Annotated in this window: 19 protein-coding genes; 5 read left to right on the forward strand and 14 right to left on the reverse strand. The window is 40.2% G+C overall.

From position 1 onward, the window contains the following. Window positions 1-323: 323 nt before the first annotated feature. Together MSG36_RS07450 and MSG36_RS07455 are read left to right on the forward strand one after the other, a co-directional pair. Window positions 324-1,895 carry an EAL domain-containing protein gene (locus tag MSG36_RS07450; RefSeq protein ID WP_248367015.1) on the forward strand — a complete coding sequence of 524 codons (1,572 nt, stop codon included), beginning with the start codon at window positions 324-326 and terminating at the stop codon, window positions 1,893-1,895. Window positions 1,896-1,991: 96 nt separating this feature from the next. After that, window positions 1,992-2,390: a hypothetical protein gene (locus tag MSG36_RS07455; RefSeq protein WP_122080799.1), complete on the forward strand. Its 399-nt coding sequence runs from the start codon at window positions 1,992-1,994 to the stop codon at window positions 2,388-2,390. A 56-nt stretch (window positions 2,391-2,446) separates the two neighbouring features. Here the strand turns inward: MSG36_RS07455 and MSG36_RS07460 are convergent, their stop codons facing one another. The 3 genes from MSG36_RS07460 to MSG36_RS07470 all read right to left on the reverse strand — a co-directional run bounded on the left by MSG36_RS07460 (window position 2,447) and on the right by MSG36_RS07470 (window position 4,634). Continuing rightward, a complete protein-coding gene (locus tag MSG36_RS07460; protein WP_206377711.1) occupies window positions 2,447-3,019 on the reverse strand; it encodes an HNH endonuclease signature motif containing protein in 573 nt (190 codons plus the stop codon). 156 nt (window positions 3,020-3,175) lie between these two features. After that, window positions 3,176-3,685 carry a hypothetical protein gene (locus MSG36_RS07465; protein WP_248367018.1) on the reverse strand — a complete coding sequence of 170 codons (510 nt, stop codon included), beginning with the start codon at window positions 3,683-3,685 and terminating at the stop codon, window positions 3,176-3,178. 136 nt (window positions 3,686-3,821) lie between these two features. Then, on the reverse strand, window positions 3,822-4,634 hold the full coding sequence (locus MSG36_RS07470) for a hypothetical protein (protein ID WP_248367021.1): 813 nt from the start codon (window positions 4,632-4,634) through the stop codon (window positions 3,822-3,824). A 102-nt stretch (window positions 4,635-4,736) separates the two neighbouring features. Here MSG36_RS07470 and MSG36_RS07475 point away from each other — a divergent pair, with 102 nt between their 5' ends. Further along, window positions 4,737-5,765 (forward strand): IS110 family transposase, encoded by a 1,029-nt coding sequence (locus MSG36_RS07475; protein WP_248367024.1) that lies wholly within the window; start codon window positions 4,737-4,739, stop codon window positions 5,763-5,765. A gap of 648 nt (window positions 5,766-6,413) precedes the next feature. Here the strand turns inward: MSG36_RS07475 and MSG36_RS07480 are convergent. Both MSG36_RS07480 and MSG36_RS07485 read right to left on the reverse strand, forming a co-directional pair. After that, window positions 6,414-7,847, reverse strand: a complete 1,434-nt coding sequence (locus MSG36_RS07480) for a hypothetical protein (protein WP_248367027.1) — start codon at window positions 7,845-7,847, stop codon at window positions 6,414-6,416. A gap of 237 nt (window positions 7,848-8,084) precedes the next feature. After that, entirely contained in the window at window positions 8,085-9,587 is a 1,503-nt protein-coding gene (locus MSG36_RS07485; protein ID WP_248367030.1) for a reverse transcriptase domain-containing protein, read from the reverse strand. A 442-nt stretch (window positions 9,588-10,029) separates the two neighbouring features. Between MSG36_RS07485 and MSG36_RS07490 the strand changes: the two genes are divergently transcribed. Both MSG36_RS07490 and MSG36_RS07495 read left to right on the forward strand, forming a co-directional pair. Then, window positions 10,030-11,079: an HNH endonuclease gene (locus tag MSG36_RS07490; protein WP_248367033.1), complete on the forward strand. Its 1,050-nt coding sequence runs from the start codon at window positions 10,030-10,032 to the stop codon at window positions 11,077-11,079. Further along, a complete protein-coding gene (locus MSG36_RS07495; protein WP_248367036.1) occupies window positions 11,069-11,434 on the forward strand; it encodes a nucleotide pyrophosphohydrolase in 366 nt (121 codons plus the stop codon). The genes MSG36_RS07490 and MSG36_RS07495 overlap by 11 nt, the downstream gene beginning before the upstream one ends. Before the next feature lie 51 nt (window positions 11,435-11,485). Here the strand turns inward: MSG36_RS07495 and MSG36_RS07500 are convergent, their stop codons facing one another. From MSG36_RS07500 to MSG36_RS07540, 9 genes are all read right to left on the reverse strand, one after another. Next, window positions 11,486-12,676 (reverse strand): MFS transporter, encoded by a 1,191-nt coding sequence (locus MSG36_RS07500; protein ID WP_248367038.1) that lies wholly within the window; start codon window positions 12,674-12,676, stop codon window positions 11,486-11,488. Next, window positions 12,663-13,652, reverse strand: a complete 990-nt coding sequence (locus tag MSG36_RS07505) for a hypothetical protein (RefSeq protein ID WP_248367040.1) — start codon at window positions 13,650-13,652, stop codon at window positions 12,663-12,665. The genes MSG36_RS07500 and MSG36_RS07505 overlap by 14 nt, the downstream gene beginning before the upstream one ends. Continuing rightward, window positions 13,642-14,496, reverse strand: coding sequence for a hypothetical protein (locus MSG36_RS07510; protein ID WP_248367042.1), 855 nt, complete (start codon window positions 14,494-14,496; stop codon window positions 13,642-13,644). Before MSG36_RS07510 ends, MSG36_RS07505 begins: the two co-directional genes overlap by 11 nt. A gap of 106 nt (window positions 14,497-14,602) precedes the next feature. Further along, window positions 14,603-14,734 carry a hypothetical protein gene (locus tag MSG36_RS23840; protein ID WP_276605431.1) on the reverse strand — a complete coding sequence of 44 codons (132 nt, stop codon included), beginning with the start codon at window positions 14,732-14,734 and terminating at the stop codon, window positions 14,603-14,605. A 490-nt stretch (window positions 14,735-15,224) separates the two neighbouring features. Beyond that, a complete protein-coding gene (locus MSG36_RS07515; RefSeq protein WP_248367044.1) occupies window positions 15,225-16,769 on the reverse strand; it encodes a replication endonuclease in 1,545 nt (514 codons plus the stop codon). Window positions 16,770-17,009: 240 nt separating this feature from the next. Beyond that, window positions 17,010-17,252, reverse strand: coding sequence for a helix-turn-helix domain-containing protein (locus MSG36_RS07520; protein WP_065679455.1), 243 nt, complete (start codon window positions 17,250-17,252; stop codon window positions 17,010-17,012). Window positions 17,253-17,574: 322 nt separating this feature from the next. Further along, window positions 17,575-18,783, reverse strand: a complete 1,209-nt coding sequence (locus MSG36_RS07525) for a site-specific integrase (protein ID WP_102257650.1) — start codon at window positions 18,781-18,783, stop codon at window positions 17,575-17,577. A gap of 274 nt (window positions 18,784-19,057) precedes the next feature. Then, window positions 19,058-19,672 carry a hypothetical protein gene (locus tag MSG36_RS07535; protein WP_038964760.1) on the reverse strand — a complete coding sequence of 205 codons (615 nt, stop codon included), beginning with the start codon at window positions 19,670-19,672 and terminating at the stop codon, window positions 19,058-19,060. Between the two features lie 399 nt (window positions 19,673-20,071). Beyond that, a complete protein-coding gene (locus MSG36_RS07540; RefSeq protein WP_248367047.1) occupies window positions 20,072-22,654 on the reverse strand; it encodes a nitrate reductase in 2,583 nt (860 codons plus the stop codon). Between the last annotated feature and the right edge of the window lie 148 nt (window positions 22,655-22,802).

A 22,802-nucleotide genomic window follows, 5' to 3' on the forward strand; every position in this document is an offset into this window, starting at 1 on the left:
ACCAAAACGAATCGTGACATGACTTTATTAATTTAAACGTGGCTCAATATTTAGCTCATTCAGTTCATTCAGCTCGGCCAAATAACAACAAAACTTATCAGGATATAAGCATTTGTTATCCGCATGAATCATCAAAAATGACGCCTCGATAACTCAAATAAACGAGATAACATCAAGATTTTGCTGGTAAAACTAGAAAACATATTATTTATATCAATAATTCGTGCCTGCATTCACAATATTAATTATTTATATTGCTACGTAATCGTTAACTTTATAAATTAAATCGAATGCTCACATAAATCGGTAACGCTTCTCCAACTATGGATATCAAGTACCAAAACATTGCCAAGACTTCATTTTACTTTGCCATCTCTTTCTTTTTTTCCATGGCAATGCTCATTCCTTTTACACCGCATCACTACCAAACATTAACCGAAGACACATCAAGGTTAGTCGAAACCAGGTTAGAAGGGATCCAATCAAGGTTCGACCGTTTTTTATCTGAAGTTAGACCTGAACAGTCTTGCGACGCGATCGTTAGACAGCTTCGACAAAACGTTTTTGAAGCCGATTGGGTAAAAGAAGCAGCGGTATTCAATAAAGAGAACCGATTTTACTGTTCAACCACCGATGGTGACGTTTCATTTCGCCTATACAGCACCATCAGGCAGCGACTCAACGACGACCCGAAATTAACGACCCTGTCGTATTCCAACTCAGCCATCACGCAAGTTCAGTCCATCATGCTCATTTTCTCGAACAATGAAGATGCAGGAGTGAGCCTGATGATTCCGCCACACTTCATCTATGACCTTGTTGAAACAAACCTGAGCAGCCATGGAATACAGGCCAAAGTAGAGGTGATCAAAAGAGATATCCACCCTACCGATATTGACTCATCAATCGCCAAGGTGCGGATACAATCAAACACCTACCCATTGACCATCACCTCATACATTGGGTATCAGTTTTATCTTCACTTCATGTTGAGCTATTTATGGTTTGGCTTTTTGATGGCCGGAATCACCACCATTATTCTTCTTTCCATCAAGCATAAAAAGCAGAGCCAACGGAGCTTAGAATATTCGCTTTCAAGTGCGCTAAAAAACCAACACCTTCATGTTCACATGCAGCCTATCGTTAACCAAAACACCAACGAGATCGTCGGCTGTGAGTCACTATTACGATGGAACGACCCAATTGAAGGTAACGTCTCCCCGGCTATTTTCATTCCGCTTGCTGAAAGCTTAGGCTTGATTGAGGAGCTCACCTACTTCGTGCTGCGCAAAGTATTAATGACGTTAAAAAGCAATCAAGACGTGTTCGAATCAAAATACATCAGCGTCAACATCAGCCGCAACGTTGTGTCCAACAGTAACTTCTCTAACAAGGTGATCAGCATCTTTAAAAGACACCCTGAGATTCTCAAACAGGTGGTATTTGAAGTAACCGAAGATGGTGAATGTTCTGATGCCGACATGGTCAAAATTAGAGACAACCTAACCAAACTATCGAACATGGGCGTAAGAGTTGCGATTGATGATTTTGGTACAGGCTACGCAGGGTTAGATTTCGTAAGACAGTTCCCGTTCAGCATTCTCAAGATTGATCGCGTGTTCGTGAAAAACATATCCGACGAATCCAGCTTTGGTCTCCCTTTGCTAGAGTCCATGCTTCAACTATCACGCACCTTAGGGATGCAAGTGATCGTCGAAGGTGTCGAGTATGAGTCACAAGTAAAAATCTTATCTAAGCTTGGTGTCGACTATATCCAAGGCTTCTATTTTTATAAGCCGATGCCGATAAACCTAACTGTCAGCTTACTCAGGCAACAGCATTTTGAGTCCGATAACGTTGAGGAACAAACCAACCAGACATTTCCTGTTACATAAGCCACTGAAAAACTGCGAAAGAAAACGCGAAGGCTCTGGGTCTCCTTTGATGAACATTTAAATCATCGCATCATTGAATGCATCACAAGGGATATCATGGAAAAGACACTTCAAACCAAACTGGCGACTAGCCTACTACTGCTGAGAATCGGCATTTTTATCGTCTTCTTGTTCTGGGGCTTGGATAAAATCCTTGTCCCTGAGCACGCGACAAAAGTACTGTCCGGCTTTTACGGCATCGACATCTCGAACAATGCGATGATGGCTCTGGGTGTCGCGCAGCTCGGATTTTTAGGCGCGTTCGTTGTAGGCATGTGGAAAAAGTACACCTATGGTGCCATTTTAGTCCTGCATGCAGGCTCAACCTTTTCCTCTTTTGGAAAATACATGGACCCGTTCAACAACCTTCTATTCTTCGCCTCTTGGCCAATGCTCGCAGCCTGTGTCGCAATCTTCTTACTTCGTGACTACGACACTTACAGTGTTGCCAACTAACACAAAGGGCGCCGTTATTGGCGCCCTCTTTGGTTAGCTCGATTCTTAAACGTTTGTTATGACGCCTTGTATGCTTCAGCCACTTTATGGTTGATTTCAATAGCTAAAGCTTGAGATTCTTTCATTAACTGCTGAACTTTAGCCCAGTTGTCCCAGTGTTTATTCCAAGTTTCAGCACCGACAATGGACTCAAAATCCATTTTGGTAGGCTCTTGCCAACTCTCGTAACGAGCCAATGCAGACATTCTTTCTGAAATATCTTTAACACCACGTGTTTTAGGTGATAACGGCGCGTCACTAAGCATCCACACGTCCCAAGGTTTATTACCTTTAGATTGGTTGCACTTACCACAAGCTGGAACTAGATTATGGATTTCAGATATATAACCAGTAGGTTTCTTGTTCATTACCAATGGCCTTAAATGGTCCCACTCAGTAAACTTGTCTCCGCAATATGAGCAACAAATAGATTTATCGTTCATTCCTAATATTGCTAACGCTTCTTGAACCTCAACTTCCGACGGTTTAACTGTTGGAATAATGCCATTCACAAAAGAATTAGTGATACTCGAAGAGCGGCCAGTAATACTCACAGGATTAGGCATTTTAAATAGTTTATCGTAAGACACAGAACCTCCAATTTCATTAACGTCATAACGCCCGCTTAATTGGCAGACAACGCTACCACTATTCTCCACCTGAAATGCCAGAAACACAGAACTCAGCTATTGATAATAAGCTCGCCAAGCGTTGACTCTCCTATTTAAGCGTTTGTTAGAGCGCTATTAAAGAAGCTTACTCAATGAATGTAGAAGCACTTTTTCACTATCTTTCATTCTGTTCAAGACAGCTTCCTTCTCTGTTTTATCAGGTCGCTTAGGATGAGCGAGCAAGGAAATCACATTGGTAACACACTTGTCATACTCTAAAATAGAATCAATAACTTCAGTATCACCAATGATACCAGATAGAGCTTTAGCCCTTGTTCTATCAACTTCATTATCTAACATTTTCTTCGCGGATTCGGATACAGATTTATCCCACTCTTCACCACGGTTAAATTCCTTAGACAACAAATAGGAGATATAAGCTGAAGAACTACCGATATATTGCGATAACGCATCAGAAAATCTTAAAACCAACTCTCGTTTAGACTTATCTTTCTCGATCATTCGTTGTGTAGATACTTTGTTCCCCTCAATTAAATAAGGTACAAGTCCTGCGAGTAAACCTACAATAGCGGGCACACCGATTTTTATAGCATCTTTGTACAATTCGATTTCTTCGGGTGACACTTATTTCTCCTTAGCTCTCTAGCCGCATTAAGTGGTGAGCAACGCAGACCACTGCACTTAAAGCATAGTGCCGTAAACACTAAATTCAAAGCAAACCAAAAATGCTAAGCGTTGAGAATCACTCTTAAACAGTTTGTTAGGTGATACTTTCGACGACTTTTTCTATTTTTTCTTTGTACATCTCATAAGGTGTCAAACCACCAAAACTCATATTATTCATCAGCGGTAAGGCATTATCGCTCGCAAAAACAGCAACTGGCGAATACTTTACGCTTACTTGACCTAATTCAGCATTACGAGCTGGTATCGAAGCCTGAACAAGTTTTAGTTGAGAAGCTGTAAAATCAAACACTTTACTATCAGGAATTCGATGCATTTTTACATACTGCCTAGCTTCAGGGCTGAGAATATCCTCAATGAAGCTATGAGCTATGGGTGCATCTTTTATCAAGTTAATTACTGGAATATATTCCTTTTTATTCCCGGCATAAGGCTGTTGTTTAAGCGTTATATCAATCACAGCAAATGGGGGAGCAAATACCCAAGCATGCCCAGCAAAAGCATTTGAGTTGTCTACAGACCAAAAATATGTCGTTTCTTCACCTGACTCTTTGGGGAATTCGATTGTCGCAGCGCCATTTATAGCTACACTCCAAATTCCTTTTTGTTCAAGGATTCTAGCTAAAATTCCAGCAATATCAGCACATGCCCCCTCTCTTCCATTTTTAATGAGTTCGGCACTTAAAATGTTGCAAACATCTCGAATTATCTTTTCAGATTTAACAAGGTACTCATTTGAATATGGTTGTTCAGCTACAAATTGAGCAAATTTTACGAGATAACTAGGATCTAGTTGTTCTGCTCTGAGGAAATTTGGATGATCAAAAAAATCAACCTCACTAAAGGGAATACCTTTATTTTCAAATTCTATTTTTAGACTTTCGTACATATTAAATTTCCCAATATCACCTAACGAATGATATCGACTCCCTCTACCTGACACTCTGCGTGCCATACTTACTTAGTACACGCTGAAGAACTGGAGGTTACTATGTCCACCATTCAAACTATTGGCGTTGACCTCGCCAAGAATGTATTCAGTATTCACGGCGTTGATGCATATGGCAAGTGCGTCCTACGCAAAACTGTCAAAAGAAACAAACTCTTAGACACATTCGCGAAGTTACCGCCCTGCCTCATCGGTATGGAGGCGTGCTCTGGTGCACACCACTGGGCGAGAGAGCTACTGAAACTAGGTCATAACCCGAAAATTATGGCGTCCAAATTCGTTATTCCATATCGACAAAATGAGAAGAACGATGCCAATGACGCAGAGGCCATCTGTGAAGCGGTATCTAGACCCAAAACACGATTTGTCTCTATAAAAAGTGAAGAGCAACAAGCTGTGCTTTGCCTGCACCGTATTCGACAGGGGCTAATTAAAACAAGAACGGCGACTATTAACCAGCTCAGAGGTTTGCTTTCCGAATTTGGCATTGTGATGCCGCAGGGTCGCTACTCGGCTCAAAACACTATTGGTAGTGTCCTTGAAGATGCAGAAAATGGTTTGCCTATACTCGCTCGAGAGCTACTTCAAGATCTATCGAACAAGATTCAACACCTTAACCTAGAAGTATTGCACTATGATCGTAGAGTCTCTGCTTTAGTTCGTGAGATGGCTTCAGCCAAAGCCCTCATGGATATTCCAGGTGTCGGTGAACACAGTGCAAGTGCCATTGTCGCGACCGTCAATGACGCCAAACAATTTGGCTCTAGCCGCCAATTTGCCGCTTGGATAGGGTTGGTTCCAAGACAATACTCAACAGGTGGTCATGTTCATCTTGGTCGCATCAGCAAAAGAGGCGAAAAACATATTCGCACTCTACTTATTCATGGCGCAAGAGCCGTTATTGCACGATGTAAAGAGAAAACCGATCGCAACAGTATTTGGTTAAATCAACTCGTTGAACGACGAGGTTATAAACGAGCAACTGTCGCCCTAGCAGCAAAAAACGCTCGTATAATATGGGCGTTATTAACAACAGGAAAAGAGTATAAGATTAACTATGTAAACGGTTAACACTCACCGAGTCAAAGCAATAGCAAATGATGACAATACGACCAGACCGAGATGCCTAAACCTGTTTAATTGGGAAGTAATAAATACTGTTTAACGAATGAGGCTGGCATCAAGCGAATATCATCAAGGTGACGGAACGATTCCGATTAAACACCGAATGTAGAGCTGCTGTTCGATCCACTGTTGTCAGCGGGAGCTGTTGTTGACAAAAGAGGGAGTCCATGTAGCCCTGTTAAGGTTTAAATATAAATCAAAAAATAGCATTTAAATCATTAACATATTAAATATTATTTGATTTTTTATTATCTATGTAGCAAATGTGTAGCTAGATAGTTGTTACTAACTTTAGGCCGTTCAGTTGAGATTCTCTATGATGTTAAAGATGGCGACAGGCCAAGCTCTAGACCATAAGAGACATTAACAGGAGTTAGGATTAATCAAATTTTAAGGTGAAACTTCAAAGCATCTACTAGGAATCGATAAGATTATCGTTGATAGGTTAGTTTAAAATAAGACTATATAAGTATGATCCTTTCCTTCTTTAACATATAGAGGAGAACGAAGCTGAGCCCATAACGAGTGGGTTCGGCTTCATATCTCTTTCACATTTCAAGTTACCGCTTATCAGAATTGAACCAAAACAAAGCTTTAGTCCACTAATTGTTTCCAGTATTCACGTAACAAAGTGAAATCTTGTATACCTTCACAGTCAGCGTATTCGTTGGCAAGAGTTATTATATCAGAGTCATCAAGAGCAATAATGAAACCTCTCTGGTCTTTCGCAGTATCAACGCAGCGTTTATAGAGAAGCTCTTTATTCTCAATAGAGCGACATATCAAAATCCCAACTTTACCCCTACTAGGTGAGAACCTACCGGATAGCTGATCGACCTCAGGGTTTGCAACTTCTTTCCCGTAGTTTTTACACTCTATAAAGATGTGTGGTGCTGGGTAATGCATCGACAACCAATAAAAAAAGCCCCCTTTAGCTTCATTTACGTATGTAATATCTATCCTTTTTCGGCCATCGTGTATTCTGTGTTGCTTAGTTGGATTACATAAAGATGGGTATAATATGACTGACAAAATCCTTTCAACAATGTCTTCATACTGTTCTGCAGTCTCACGACCTACAGGCAGAGCCTTTAATTGTTCCAGTAATTGACTAACATCTGGTTTTTCAACTTGTTCAAGCTCGGAAAACTGCTCATGAGATATAGGGCTAGATGGATTATCAATTTTTGCTTCTCGATAATCATCCAATACATGTGGCCTCAAAATCGTTTGCTCAACTACAGCCAGTTTGTCCTTTCCATATTTTTCCATTAAGTCCTTTTTAGTGACTATCTGGGAGCCATTTTTTAGGTTTTGAACTAAGGGACTTTGAATTTTAATATGTTCATGCTGCATTTGAGGCAACAAATAGTGTCTATAATACTCTTCATAATGAAAACTTAGTCGACTGCGGACCAATACTTTAGGGACCAATATTACTTTACCGTAACTAGTAGTTGGTAAATCAACAAACGTATTTTCCCACACCTCTTTTATTGGATTCCAAAGAGGTCCAGAAACAACATTTTGAGTGAGTGGAATCCCATAATAGCGGCACATATCTTGAGTGTACTTTATCAGCGGACTGCGAAGGATATTGCATACCGCGTCAGAAATCATATCAGTCCCTATTCCATTGATAAGTAGAGCTGTATCCTCTAAGTCTTGCAATAAACCGGACTTTGCAGCCTTACTTTTAGTTAGAGCATCCCAAACTGAATCTGCTGACTCATCTCCAAAGCCGTGCCCTCTTGACTTCCCAACAGAGTACCCCAAATGAAACTCATTACCTTCACTTAAAGACGCAAGCAATGTTTTTGCTCGACCATCATCTCCATTTTTTATCATTTTTAAAACGGACTCAAAAAAAGACTGCAGGAACGAAGACAACTCATTTCCCCATGATGAATCAAGTGACTTTATAGCATTTGGGTCTAAAAATACTGCTAAATCAGTATCTAAAGGGATGTCTACAAAATCTAAATATGCTTGTGTGCGTTTTAAACCAAAATACTCTGATACTCTCATAGCGGCTTCCAAAATGTCATCTACGAACAAGATGTTGGGGCTAAGTCCACAATATTAAAGTGGTTGATGTGAGTTTATTTTTATATCTTATGTGTAACCAGCAACATTGATGCGTTTGGTCTGATGTTATGCAAAGATAGACACGTACGTGTGAGGTCTCGGACTAGGTAGTTAACTCAAAGTCGAATTACCCCGTGATAAAGGGGTAAATTGAATTCATAAGATGTCTTTTATACATTACATGTAGTTATAAGTATTAGCTTTAGAGTCAGTAACACCCGCGATCCCCACTTCTATCAACCCTTTCTGCATGGCTTTATATATAGTTAAAAAGCTTGGGTATTTAAGAAGCCTCATGCCATTGATGCGAGTTCGATTACAACCTCTTAAAAGCTCTCCTCTTGAGACATTAAACGGAAAGATATGATTTCGAGGCTGACGGTGAAATGCGAGAAGAATCGCACGATGTCGGACGGCTTTAAAAATAGCATTTACCAACCAACCATCCAAAGACTTCATTTGATCTTCATCATTAATCAAAGGGTAAAAGCTCATCACTCCTTTAAAAAATATTCGATTGCTGCGTCCACTAAGATATACCGACAACATGTCTTCGGATAAATTGCCATACATATATCGACGAATTTCACAAATGGCACTAAGTAATGCTTCATCTTGATTGTTTGCTGGCATTTTTAGAGCTTTTAGAGGTGAAGACTTTAGAGGTTGAATCAGATGTTTATACAGAACATATGAGATTTCTCGTTTGATTTTTTCGACTGACGAACCTTTGATTGAAACTTTATCGATGGATATTGAGTAACCTAAAAACTCAACTTTATCTTTGCTTTTATGGAACTCTGACTTCATTCCATTAGGTCTAAGAATACTGATCCCTTCAGATTTTTCTGCATTCAACGCAACGCCAACATCTTTAGAGAAATTACTCATGATATCTAGGGCTTTAGTGATTTTTGCATAGTCCTGTGACCACACGATTGTATCGTCAGCATATCTAGCGAATTGTAGCCCTTCTTTCTCTAATTGTTTATCAAGTTTCCAACAGGCTAGGTTTACTAAGAAAAGGGAAATAGATGTCCCTTGAGGGATACCTCTTTCACGGCCGTTTAAGAACGCTTTAATAACAGCTCTCTCTTCTTGGCTAATGAAGAAGCCATTGAGGTCAAATTGTTCGAATAAATACTTATGTGAAATCGCATCAAAAAACTTTGAAAAATCGAATTCCGCGACAAACAACCTAGAATTTTGTGATAGTTCGACTGCAATATCCTGAATCGCAAAATGCACGTTCCTATCATCACGATAAGCATATGAAAATGAACTGAACCGGTGTTTATTCTTAGACAGCAACCGGTGATAGAAAAAAGTCGATATAGCAGCATCTGGAATCTGATACATCGCTACCTCCCGATAACCTCCAGATGATTTAGCCACCTTGTTTTTCGATGGTTCAAATGGTTCATAGGTTTGAGACTCAATTTTCTTGGCAATAGAATAGGCTATTGTCTTAGCGTGCTTTTTTACATAAAAAGGGTTGAATTTTTTATCTTGTGACCAGTGTGGTGGTCTCGCAACCACTTTTAGGTTTGTAGGTGATGAAGACCGTTGACGCTTTCTCTCATTCTCAACATATAAAGCATTATGATATGCGTGATGGCGAAGAGTTAGTTTCTCTGCTTCCTTTTCAATATACCACGTGATTTTTTCATGCAATTCCACAAATTTCTCCTAAAAAAAACCCAGCTTTCGCTGGGTTTATTCCACGGACACAACCTACGTAAAAGATAGTCACTACATACATTAGAAAGATGTTTTATCCACTAACGTCCCTGCTTAGTCATACATTAGTTAAGAGGAATAACCAAGTGGTAAGGGTGTCCGCTCACCTCTATAGGCATATGCTGAATTAGACTAAAAATATGCAATAAAGTCAATATCATATAAGTGTATATTCCATACTTAATGTTCAACCAAAAGACATTGATTAAGGTACTAAAAACCAACTAGGTAGGGCCACTGGCATTTAGCGTAAGTTTCTCCCCCCAACACACCGACAGGTAAAACCCAAAAAGTAGATAAAAACCAGATATGCGAAGCCTAGATATAGACTATTCATTCATCGGGAGGTAACTTCCCTTTATATTAATAAACATAGTTTTAAATGAACTACTTAACTGGGCTTTCGACAATGCCAAAAACTTGGACAATTATACTAAAAAACGATGATATAACTGAAAGGAACCTTAAAATCGCCCTTGAGAACTTCACTTGGGGAACAAGGACTAGTGGTTTACATTCAGAAATAAAAGCTGGAGATAATGTAATGTTTTTAGTGGGAGTTAGGACCCAAAACAAACAATACATGAAAAAGCATCTACCTTTTATCGAACATAGGTACCCGATGTATCCAGATGAAACGTTAACTGAAGATTTTGTCAGTGATTTTGTATTCGAAATAGACCGAGTAATTCTTGGTAAAATCACTAGTGATTTCTATATAGATGATTATAAATTATGGCCATCACCAAATGAAGACGACCCAACTAAACAATCTGTTAGCTTCAAACATAGATTTAAGTGGGTTCAAACTCATGAAGCTGGCAAGATGAACTGGTCTATAAGCGACAGCAATTATAACTTTCACTTAAGTATAATAGCGGCAGGTAAAAAGCGCGCTCCTTTCCCGAGTGTTCTTTTGTTGCATGATATGGAAAACATAGAATCTAAATTAACAGTAAGTGAACTTCCTTCAACAGATGAAGAAACTTACCAAAACACCGTAGAAACTGCACAGTCAATAATTTTAGAGGCAGGGCCAATAAAGCCGCCCCAAAAACGTGGTGACAATGGTAATGCCAAAGGTAAATGGCCAAGAAGCTTCCGTATTGCTAAAAGCGCGTTAGAAAATGCTAATTTTCAGTGTGAAAACAACCCTCAACACATTACATTTAGGTCTCGTGTAACTAAGAAAAACTTCGTCGAAGCACATCATTTAATACCAATGGAAAAACAAGGCGAGTTTAACGTTAGTCTAGATGTTCCAGAAAACATTCTTTCGCTCTGCCCTAATTGCCACAGCATGTTCCATCATTCTGATATAGATATTACCTCACCTCTAGTGGAAACATTCTTAAATCGTAGAAAGAAGTCTCTTAAGGAGAGAGGTGTCAAAATTACCCTTCGAAAACTTATGGATTATTATGTCAAATAGTAACAGTTGTGTGGAACACAATGAACTGTATACCAAGCTACGTTCTTTTGCATCGGAAAGAGACTGGAGTAAGTTCCATAGTCCAAAAAACTTAACCATGGCGTTATCTGTTGAGGTGAGTGAACTAATGGAAATATTTCAGTGGTTAACAGAAGAGCAAAGCAACAAGTTAACCGATGAACAAACAACAAAAGTTCAAGAAGAGTTAGCAGACGTATTTTTATATCTCTTACAGTTAGCCGATGCAACAAACATTGATTTGATACAGGCAGCTCATATAAAAATCCAAAAAAATGCTCAAAAGTATCCTATCTCGTCATCTTATGGTAACGCAACGAAGTACTCAGACAAATAACATTGTATAAGCCTTACCTCACAAGTAAGGCATACGATTGACGCTCTATAATTATTCTTTACGTATCAAAAAGATCGTACTTAAGAATGTAGTAACTGAAATGACTATTAAGGTAAGATCAATTAACTCAACTAGTGATGCAAAAGCAAACAGCAACATTCCCATAGGGATTGCTGTATTCATCCAAAGTTGTTCCTTAGCAGCAAAAATCGATAGTTGATTAGGGGATAGCTCATTTTGAACTTTCGTATCCCACTTCACACCACTCATAGTGGTAAATAGAGCTCCAGTAAGGCCAAACATCGCGATTATGTAAATGTTCATTTGGCTATTGAAAGCCAACAATTGAATAGTAAGGAACAATAAACATAGGAAGTGGACACCTTTCCATTTTACGTTGGTAAGCTTTCCTGTCATAACGGAGGCCGACCCTAACAGAGAACCCACTGAAACTATAGTCGCAACAAGTGCCCATGAATATTCTGAATGATTTTGTATAATTAAGAATGGCCCCGCACTACCCATAAACCCAATACAAACTGAGGCAAAGAACCAACTTCTTATACCATTCTCAGACCAAACTGGAATCATAGACATCTTATTTGAGTTTGTATCAGGTTTGGGTGTTTCTGACTCGCCAACTGAATTGACTTGCTTTTCAAGATCCATTAAGTAAAACATAAGCAAGGCGAAGCCAAAAGTAATAACATCAACCAATAGAACTAGTTCGAAGCCAAGAAATATAACTATCGTAGCGCCAACTAATGGCCCAAGGATCCCAAAAACATCACCCATAGCAGATAGAATTGAGTTACATCTCTCCCTTTCCTTTTCTAAAGTAATTACTGGTATCAACCTGTATGAGGAAGGGGCGAAAAAAGATGAAGCTATACCGTATATAAAGGAAGATGCTGCCATTGCTACAATATCATTACTATAAACGTAGATATAAAGAAGTAAGCCAAGCTGCGTCGATAGCTTAAAAAAATCCGAGACAAGGATTACTCTCTTAAGGTTAACAAAACTTGTTCTTCGATATTGTAAAGTCCCTAAGTATCTCCCTAACCATAAGGATATAAGAACTATACTAAGACCTACGCCTGACGGAGAGATCTTTACAGATTCGATGGCAAAGGCGATTGGTATTATAGAATTTCCTATAGAAGAAACAAACGAGGCGATACAAAAAAGGAAAAAGTTTCTACTAATATTGCCCAATAGTTTTAATCTAATAGCTTTCATCTCTACATCCTTTGATTATTAAGCCTTCTTTCAACCCGAATAATAGGAAATCCATAACTTGACTCTCAGGAAGCCCTAATTCATTAGATATATCCCTTGCGTTAAGGAAAAACTCAGTTTGAATTAATTTAAGTATCGAAGAATAAATAGGCTTCAATTTTATTCGCTTTTTCGGTGTAATTAACACATCATAAGAGCCCATCGATTTTAACGGAGGAAAGTGATTATAATAAGCCCTTAGATTGGTTGTTTTTTTCAATAATTCAGGTGCAATAGAATACGGCAAACTACTACCTACTCTAGGTTTCAAAACCTTCAACTTTTCTTCCAAGCTCAACTGATCATATGTCGTATCATTATACCCCTCAAATGCCACTGTTAGATGCATTGTGAGTTCACCTAAACCGTGAACATTATGTTTCTTACCTCTAGGGTAAAACGCCATATCACCTACGCTATAAGTGATATTTGGCGTATTGTTATCGTGATTCCATTGTTTCTTTCCCATAATTTGGAAAATAATAAAGGGGTGGTCATCAGCATGCATAAAAAACGCTGTTCCTTTTGAACATGTTACATAACACTGTACCCAGCACTTAACACCATACTTTGATTCAATATACTCCTGTACTAGCCTTGCTTGGGGTATATAGTCATTCATATGATCGAAGACAAACGTCCCTCCTTTTTTCAAAAATTGCACCACATTATCGCCATCAACTACTGAATGTTCGATAAGACCATCACCTATTCTCGATTCAATGAACATAGCTGGGTGGATATCCTTCCCTTCCAATATCAATCTCAAGTTGAACCTAGAACTTCCAACATTTAGTATTGAGTCGTATATTGAGGCAGCCAAACTCCTAAATTTTTCAGGTGTTACATGCGATGTCGAAAATGAATCTGAAGGTTTAATTCCTATATTTAACTCATCTATGGAGTTAAATATTTCTTGATAAAATTTAAAACACATACACAGCGCCTATCTTGATCATTTTCTCGACTAAATTGGAATCGATTTTTGACGAAATTAGTTCTCTTAACACTTCAGGTTTGGAGAATTTAAATTTCTTACTCAATAATCTATTTTTTTCTTCATCTGTTAATTTTATTCTCCCATACCGAGTCTCGATGTAATCACCTTCAAGCTTAAAACTACTAAGCGCAACTTTCGCGCGACATAGAATTTTGATATTAGCTTTAAGGTTAGGATCGTAAATCGGAGGAATAAACACATTGCCGTCGCGCGACTCCACACAACTCAATCCTATAAACAGACCTGGGCCATTACTTTTGAAAATGTGTAAAACTTTAGACTTAACGTTATGATACTCTCCATTTTTTAGGCGAACACATTGAGCGAAAGGCAATTTATCTACATAATCAAAAGTAATACCCATGAAGCTTCTTGCGTCTATTATAGGAAAGTCGAACTCTACATCATTTTCATTGGGCCATTCATAAATACACCGTCCTAAACCATCAATATCTAAAATGATCGAATCTTCGAAATCTCGATGAACTCCAAACGGCGTCCAATTTTCTGAAGTAGATATAAAAACATACACGTCTTTTAAGTCTGGATTTTTGTATCTCGCTAATATTTTACTTTCCAATAGTAGTGCATTAATTTCTCTAGTCAGCAATAAGCTCCATTTAGAAAGCTCATTGATTGCCAAGCAGTAACCCTCGCCGACAATTCCTCTTAAATGTTCGTGAGGAGGTTGAGCACAATCACCCCATAATTTTGGTATTGACGCACACGCTCTATAATCTAAGTTTTGTCCTTTAAAAACCCTGTAAGTAGGTTCAATCATTGTTGAGTTAAAAGCACTATTAAGAGAGCTATTTATTACTGAAATAGATATCATTTATATTTAAAAAGCCCTCATTCTAGAGGGCTTCCCCATAACGTCTTATAAACTAGTGCCCAACATCTTGACGTGGACTATCATTATCGCAGCAAATGCTTTCACTAGCCTCAACCTCAAATTCTTTTGAGAATTCATCGTTATTTTGTTCAATATCCTGATGTAACTTGTTCTTATCTTCCATAAGTTAGCTCCTTGGTAAGTTGTCGTTAACTAGTGCGTAATGAATGCCTACAATGAACTCACGATCGCACGCAACCAACCTTGATGCATATCACTGTAAAACCAAAATTAATTATTTGTAATTTATATAAAATCTAATCTATAAATATAATTTCACGTTGAAATGTTACGCTATCGATCTAACCTCTCCTTACCAACTAGTTTTCCTGAGTAAAATATGGGGAGTTCTCTTTCCGAAGTTTTTTAAGTGAGAAACTTACTTCCCTACAAATAATGAGCGTTATGCTCATACTTGTCGCTTCACTACCCATCAGTAAAACTAACAATTTAGTCATGGCCTTATTCCAAGGTGCCTTCATCCTCGATATTATTTTTGGTTACTTTTTAAAAGAGCACACAAACCTTGCAAGGAAGATAGTCTCTTGTTTACTCGCTATCCTTGGTATTTTAACTTTGGTTTCATAACGTACACTTATTCACAGAACTCCAAGTTAAAAAGCGTAACGGGGAGTTGATTCCAATCGCCACTGAAATGTTCGCGTGATGATTTCACGCCCCGCAATCATGACTCCTTTCAACACTCTCACCATTTCATTTTCGTCATATAAACTACTTTTGATAACTCCAGTAGTTAAATCAAAAGAAAGAGCGTAGTAAGGCTTACAGACCTGCTCCTTACGTAGACTGAACACACCACCCATCATCTCAGTAAACCGTTTCCAATCACCTTTGTCCGCGGCTTTTAAAATCCCTTGAGCAAGTAATGGTAAACCTTGTCTTTCTTTTAGGCGTCTCAACTCACGCCACACTGTCACAGAACAGCCTCCCAGTTGTTGAAATTGACGTATGCCCCAACAGGCCGCCCACGCATCAACTCTGGCAGCCGCATCTTGAGGGTCTTCTTCGTAAACACCTTTATCAAGATCAGTTCCATCAATGTTCTTTGAAATGTACTTAGCGATATAACCCGTAGCAGAGCCCTTTGATGGATCTATCTTGATTTCAGTAAATCGGTGCTCAGTCGCGCCTTTTTCTTTACTATCTTCTCGTAACGCATAGTCCTGTATAACCTCTATCATTTGACGATAAGATTCCGGCTCCACAAACAACAATAAATGCCAATGTGGTGTGCCGTCATGTTGTGGCTCTGCTACACGGAAACCGTAAAAACGGACCCCTAAACGATTCAGTTTTGAACGTATTAATTGCCAGACCTTATTTAAGTAAGAGTGACCGTCTAGCGGGGTAAAGCCTCCCCATTTTGGATTGGCATGACCCGAAGCTGAGTAGCTTCTGTGATACTTCGAAGGGCAAGTAAGAGTGAGAAAAGTTGCTACATGGTTAAGTTCTTGAGCAAGGTCTTCAAATCCCCTTGCTCTAACCATTAATTCAGCTTTGCGTATCTTCGGATCAGAGACACCCTTTTGTGCTAATTCAAGCAATGAAAAGCGTTGCCCTAGCTCATTAACAGCAAAGGTATTTTCTAAATAAGCATTCTGATAGGCTCTTTGGTTCCTTCTAGCGATTAATGTCGGATAGGAGCAATACAGGCTTGTTTTCTTATTGATTTGGTTAAGATGGTGCAGAACAGTTTCTATATTACGTCTTAACGCCTTTCTGAGCTTTCTAAGCCACCATTTAGGGTCACTATAACGGGCTAGCTCACCGGAATGTGAGTACAAACCTGCGTTAACAGGAAGTCCTTGTTGTTTGACTAGCTGACGAATATAAACAAGGGAAACGGATTCACTCAAATGTTGGCGTCGTAATGCAAGCGTCGAAGCCGCTAAGCGTTTCGCTTTGTCCCTTAAGTCCTCTTCAGTAAGGTTGAGTCCCACTTTATCCAACGGGACAGATAAATGATTCGAGAGTGTGTCCGACGTTACTCGCAAATAAGTATTTCGTTCAAACTTGGTTGGCTGACGACAATACTCATTAAGTAAGATCCGCTGAATTTCAAATGAAAACAAAGCTAGCCTCTTGGTCACAAAACCTCTGTCATCAGGGTCAACACTCGATAAATCTAACACATTCATACTCGTTCACTCCCTATCTGAGTCAAGGAGAAAACATCCCAACGAAGGCCGTAAGATTTGTTACTCACATACGTTATTAAACCGGCTTGAAAAAGCTTATCTATAGTCTCTTTAAAGAGGCGAATAGGTAGTCGCTCTTTTGGGAGCACCTCTCCATTCCTCGGGCAATAGTCTGAGCACACTTCAAACGTATGCCCTCTTTTCATCCAAGCCAAAAGGGTCAATTGTTCTTTACTCAAATTAATCATGATAGCCCCCTCTGTGAGAGAGTTGTTCGCATTTACTGTGGCTCTCTAGCCACTGGTCTAAATCTTCTTTTAGATAGCGTACCGCCCGCCCTATTTTAATAAAAGGTGGGGCGTCTGTTCGATTCTTTCGATGTCCTTCCATTCTTGATTGGCGTAAAAACGAACGACTCATACCAATGTAAGTCGCAGTCTCTTGTTCGGTGTAGGCACGTTTTTGGGTTAATTCTGAATTCATCTCTTTATTCCTCTTAGTCGATTCGAGTTCATCTAAGCAGAAATAAATTCGCAGTGTTAGAGGGTTGTACCTATTAGGTTTAGAGTTATACCTATTAGGTTAAACGATGAAAAAACGCCCTCTCAAGGGGAGTAATTTCTCGGTTAAGTACGATATAAATAAAATCAATGGGTTAATACAATCTTAACCGAAAGTAACCGTTACCAAATAACGCGGTACAAAAACCGTCAAAGCCCCGTGTTTATTGGTTTCATTCGGTTACCTAACCGAAAATAACAACATGTGAAAATATCCAGATAGAAACAAGACGAATATACGGCTGTTAGCCAATCAAATTGACCGCATTGGCTTGGTGCTCAGGAGCTAAATGCGCATACCTAAGGGTCATCTTTAAATCAGCATGGCCAAGTAGCTCACGAACGATGTTTAAATCCACTGCCGCCATAACAAGTTTACTGGCAAAATGGTGGCGCAAATCATGAAAGCGAAAATGTTGTATACCTGCTTCTTTTAATAATTGCTCCCACTGATATTGATAGGTTTCCAAAGGCCTATTATTGACAACAAAAACAAATTCCGTAGTTGGATTCTGCTCTCGCCAAACGTTGAGCATGTCAAAAACTGTATTATTCAGAGGGATCGTTCGTTTGTTTTTGGACTTCGCATTTTCAGAACGTACCGTTAGATAACGATCCTCCATATTGACGTGCTCCCAACATAAAGAAAGTAATTCACCTTTCCTCATACCAGTATTCATCGCCATTAAAACCAGTGGCTCTAGGTAATCGATATAACGTACAGAAAACTGTGTCGACGCCCTTTCTCCGAAGCGCTTTTTGATATCATTTTTCAGACGCTCACTACGATGATGTAGAGTGTCCAATAGTGACTTTTCTTCTTGATAGGAAAGGTAACGAACTCTCTTATTATCTTCCCTAGTAATTTTTACATTATTCAGATTATGTGAATCAATAAAATTCCATTCAACGGCACGGTTGAAAACCGCTCTCAGGCGATTATAGGCATACGAAACCGTTGCTGGAGCACGACCTAAGTTCCTGCGTTCAGTAACCCATTGTTGAATATCCCATGCAGTGATCTCTGCTAAGGGTTTATTCGCCAGATGTTTAAAATTGTTTGTTATACACATGAACGACTGCTTAGCCGTCTTAGGGTTCATAGCTATTAGGTAGGACTCATAATGTTCATCGAGAAATTTTTTTAGTGTTAGGCTACTTCTTTGCTCTTGCCTTTTAGCTTCATATCGGGCCTCTTGCACATCTTCACCACTTGCAACTAAACCCGCTTTCTCTTTAGCTAAGTCTCTTGCTTGCGCAGGAGTTAAAGCATTAGCAGAACCAAGGAGATAATTTCGCTGCTTCCCGTTGAGACGGAAGTACAGATAATACTTAATCGTACCTAAAGGAGAGATCCGAGCATGAAAGCCACTGATTTCAGTATCATTCAATCGCTTCTGTTCAACCTTGAGGTTCTTAATTGAATTAGCTGTGATTTTCTGCTTAATCGCCATAACACTCTTCCTTTGTGTAGCGGATATGTAGCAGAATAATTGTATATCGATAAACTAAAGCGAACGAGTATGAACAAACATAATTAATCTAAATTATTGTTATATATGGCATTACCATTCATTGTTGTATACCGCTGTCTACAGAGGAATATTAGTCAATTCCACTGTTAAGGTGTGAGCAACGCAATACCGAAGCCGCCGCATACCACCTTAAACACTAAACGCAACGCATAGTAAAAATGCCATGCGTTGCGAATCGCTCTTAAACAGATTGTTAGGTGCCAGATGCCAATAAGGTAAAAGCACTGGTAAACAGCCATGAAAAAACACTATTTGCAGTTGAAAAAAGTACGTGCCTAGCATCGTTCGAAAAAGCAGCAGAAACGGCCACGCTGGTTAAAAGGCCTGCTGTATAGTTAATCCAGTCTTTTCTACCTAACCTATTAGATGCATCTTTAACTTCATCTAACGTCTTGTGAACTAATTTGATTTGCTCAGATGTAAACTCGTGTTTTTCTGCGATACTATCTTTCAATAAGCTAATGCTATGTTCAATTCGCTCAACTTCGCTAGCAGTAAAGCTGCTATTCTCTTGAGATTGACTATCTGTCCCCGCGATTAAGCCTGGTTGCGAACTGATTTGGCTTAAGAGAAAGTTGGCGCTAACCGATGATAAGTCCATTAGTCTGATTTCAAACATCCCTTCGCTAGGTGTCTGAAATAGAACTGCATCTCCAATATCTAACTCACTATGCTCATTAGGTAAACCAGAGTATCCTAGTGAAATATTGCAAGAAGTGGAGTAGCATTGCTTCAAAGTTATAAACAAGCCAGATTCTTCGATTAGCTCTGTTGTCTTCGCTTTCAACGTAATGAGTTTTCTATTCATCTTTTAGATCATATCCATAAGTAATAACTTGTTTATTATACAAATTTTCATTTCATCATAAAGCTCAGAATCATACCGGCACCTAACAGCTATATTAGACAGAAAAATTCTGCATTTTGTCCCTGAAACAATTCTGTCTAGTTTCCAAGACACACTACACTTGGTCTAATAACTCATTTAATAACATCATCTTACCTACTTTTCTTTGTATCAAACATGACAAAAAACAGAAATTTTCCATATAGTTTCTGCAAAATGCAGAAAACGCCCCAATATGTGAGTAAACAGCCAATTCAGACTATGAGTTGCCATAACTCAAGAGTCTTATTCTCAAAAACAAAAACGCCGGCGTAATTGTCGGCGCTTAGCTTTATGTATTAATAGGTTAGAGGTAGTCGGCTACTTCGCCATAGTACTCAAAAACTCGGCTTCGAACTCTTCATCGGCTTCTCGGGTTAGACATTCCACCAGCCAATCGATGCTTTGATGGTCAAGCTTACTGTTCACCACAAAAGCTTGCTTTACGCCAGACTGACCCAGCTTGGCAGAGCCGTAGTTCTTGAATGATTTATTGCCGTGGTAATGGAGTGATTTGATTGCCTCCGCGTTAGGTTCTGGTAAGGCATCGAGGGTGTTGGCAAGTTGAATCACCAGCTCCATTGGGTTCTTAGATGATGAGATGCGATACAGAAAACCGCCCTCCACTCTTTGGCGCACCCAGTAATCAAAACTACTGCAATCCATCACCTTGTCACTGACCAGTGCGGCTTCACTGCGATAGCCACACGGTTCAACTACCACTGGGGTGTGTTTGAACTCTGGCTGTCCTGATGCAGCATCAGTATGAGGTAAGATCAAGTCACACGGCTTGCTGTCTTTGGCGGTCGGTGCGTTCCAGTGGATAGGCATGAAGACTTGTTCACGGCGCATCTCTTTGGTCACCACTAAGCGCGCTTGGCACTCCCCTTGTGCGCTGCGTACTTTCACCACAGGGTTAATCGTCGCATGGTTGAAAACATCTAGCCCAAATTCATCCAAGTTCAGTTCTGAAACCGTATCTGGGTGCATGGCGACAAACGGTTCTGGGGTGTGTTCACCTAAGCCTGCCGCCAAACCTGTGCGGCTCATGGTGTGCCATTGGTCTCGGATTCGCCCTGTGTTCATGATAAGTGGGAATTCAAGACTGGTGTCGGCAATCGGTTTGTCGTGTTCGACTGAAATAAACTGAGCTTTGCCTGATTCAGTAAAGAACTCGCCATTGGTGAACATGCGCTGCTCAATGATCTCTGGTTGATACTCAAGCACTGGCCATTGCTGTGGAGTGAGTTCGCCATAACCTTTCTCATCCAGTTGCGTGAGTCCAATTAAGCACAAGTCTCGCGCTTTACCTGTTTCATTGCCGAGCGCTGTCATCTCGCAATACTCTTTGAAGATCTCACCTTCGTGGCGGAACTCGAATTGCTCGTTGAATCCCATTTTTTGTGCCACTTCTTTTAGAATCCACCAATCGGGTTTGGCTTCCCCTGGGCTTGGTAACACGCGGCGTTGACGTGAGATTCGGCGTTCAGAGTTAGTCACAGTACCCGACTTCTCGCTCCACCCTTGCGCGGGCAGCACTACATCGGCCAAGCGAGTGGTTTCCGTATCGGCAATACAGTCAGACACCACCACAAATGGGCACTTCTCTAATGCGGCTTTGATCTTTTCGCTATCAGGCAGGCTCACGACTGGGTTGGTTGCCATGATCCACACGGCTTTGATTTTGCCTTCATTCATGGCATCAAACAGGTCAATCGCTTTTAAACCCGCATGTGTGGCTAAGCTGTCGGTTTGCCAAAACTCGCTCACCGTTTGGTGCGATTGTGGATCACCAAATTCAAAGTGTGCCGCTAAGGTATTGGCTAAACCGCCCACCTCTCGCCCACCCATCGCGTTCGGCTGACCCGTCACAGAGAATGGCCCCATGCCCGGTTTACCGATTTTCCCGGTGGCTAAATGGCAATTAATAATGGCATTCACCTTGTCACACCCTTGTGTGGATTGGTTCACGCCTTGGGAGTAAATGGTCAGCACCTTCTCGTTCGATGCAAACAAGCTGTAGAACTGTTTTAGCTGCTGCTCTGTTAACCCTGTGAGCTCAGGAACACTTTTGTCGCCCCAGCCTGATTCGGTATAGCGATATTGAGTTGCAGATCGAATCGATTCAGTAAAGCCTTGGGTGTGGTTTTCTATGTAGTCTGCATCTAGCTTGTCGTTATCGTCGAGGTAGCCCAATAGACCATTGAATAGTGCTACATCTGAGCCGGATTCCAATGCCAAGTGAATGTCCGCGATTTCACAGGTGTCGGTATAACGAGGGTCGATGACGATCACTTTCAATTCAGGGTTGGCTTGTTTCGCGGCTCTTAATCTTTGGAAAAGTACCGGGTGACACCATGCTAAGTTGGAACCTGTAATCACGACTAGTTCGGCTTGCTCGAGATCTTCGTAGCACACCGGTACTGTGTCTGCGCCAAATGCACGCTTGTGCCCGACCACGGTTGAAGCCATACATAGCCTAGAATTACTGTCGATGTTGCCACTGCCGATAAAGCCTTTCATCAGTTTATTGGCAACGTAATAGTCTTCGGTGAGCAGCTGACCAGACACATAGAACGCAACCGAATCGGCCCCATATTCTTCGATGGTTTGATTAAATTTGTCTGCGACCAACTGAGTGGCACTGTTCCAATCTAGCTCTTGTTTTTGCTCATTCTGAATATGAGCAGGCTGTGTAAGACGACCTAAAGGCGTGACGGTGTCGCCAAGCGCGATCCCTTTAGTACATAGCTTTCCATAGTTTGATGGATGATCTTTATCACCACGTACTTCTAGTTTCCCTAGCGATGTCGGTCTCGCTTCTATTCCACACCCTACACCACAATAAGCACAGGTCGATTTTATCCAGCCGCTGTTTGAATCGGTCATCCGTTTCTCGCTCAATTATCCATAATTGTAATAAGTGAAAACAAGCAAATAACACGCCACTTAATAGCAGCCGATAAATTGCAAATATTTTCATTTAAAAACAATAAGTTAATAAAAATACAAATATCAACAACGAACCAAACAGAACTTAACCAAGGTCTAA

Source organism: Vibrio sp. 1CM8B (assembly GCF_023161685.1).
GTDB classification, from domain to species: domain Bacteria; phylum Pseudomonadota; class Gammaproteobacteria; order Enterobacterales; family Vibrionaceae; genus Vibrio; species Vibrio coralliirubri.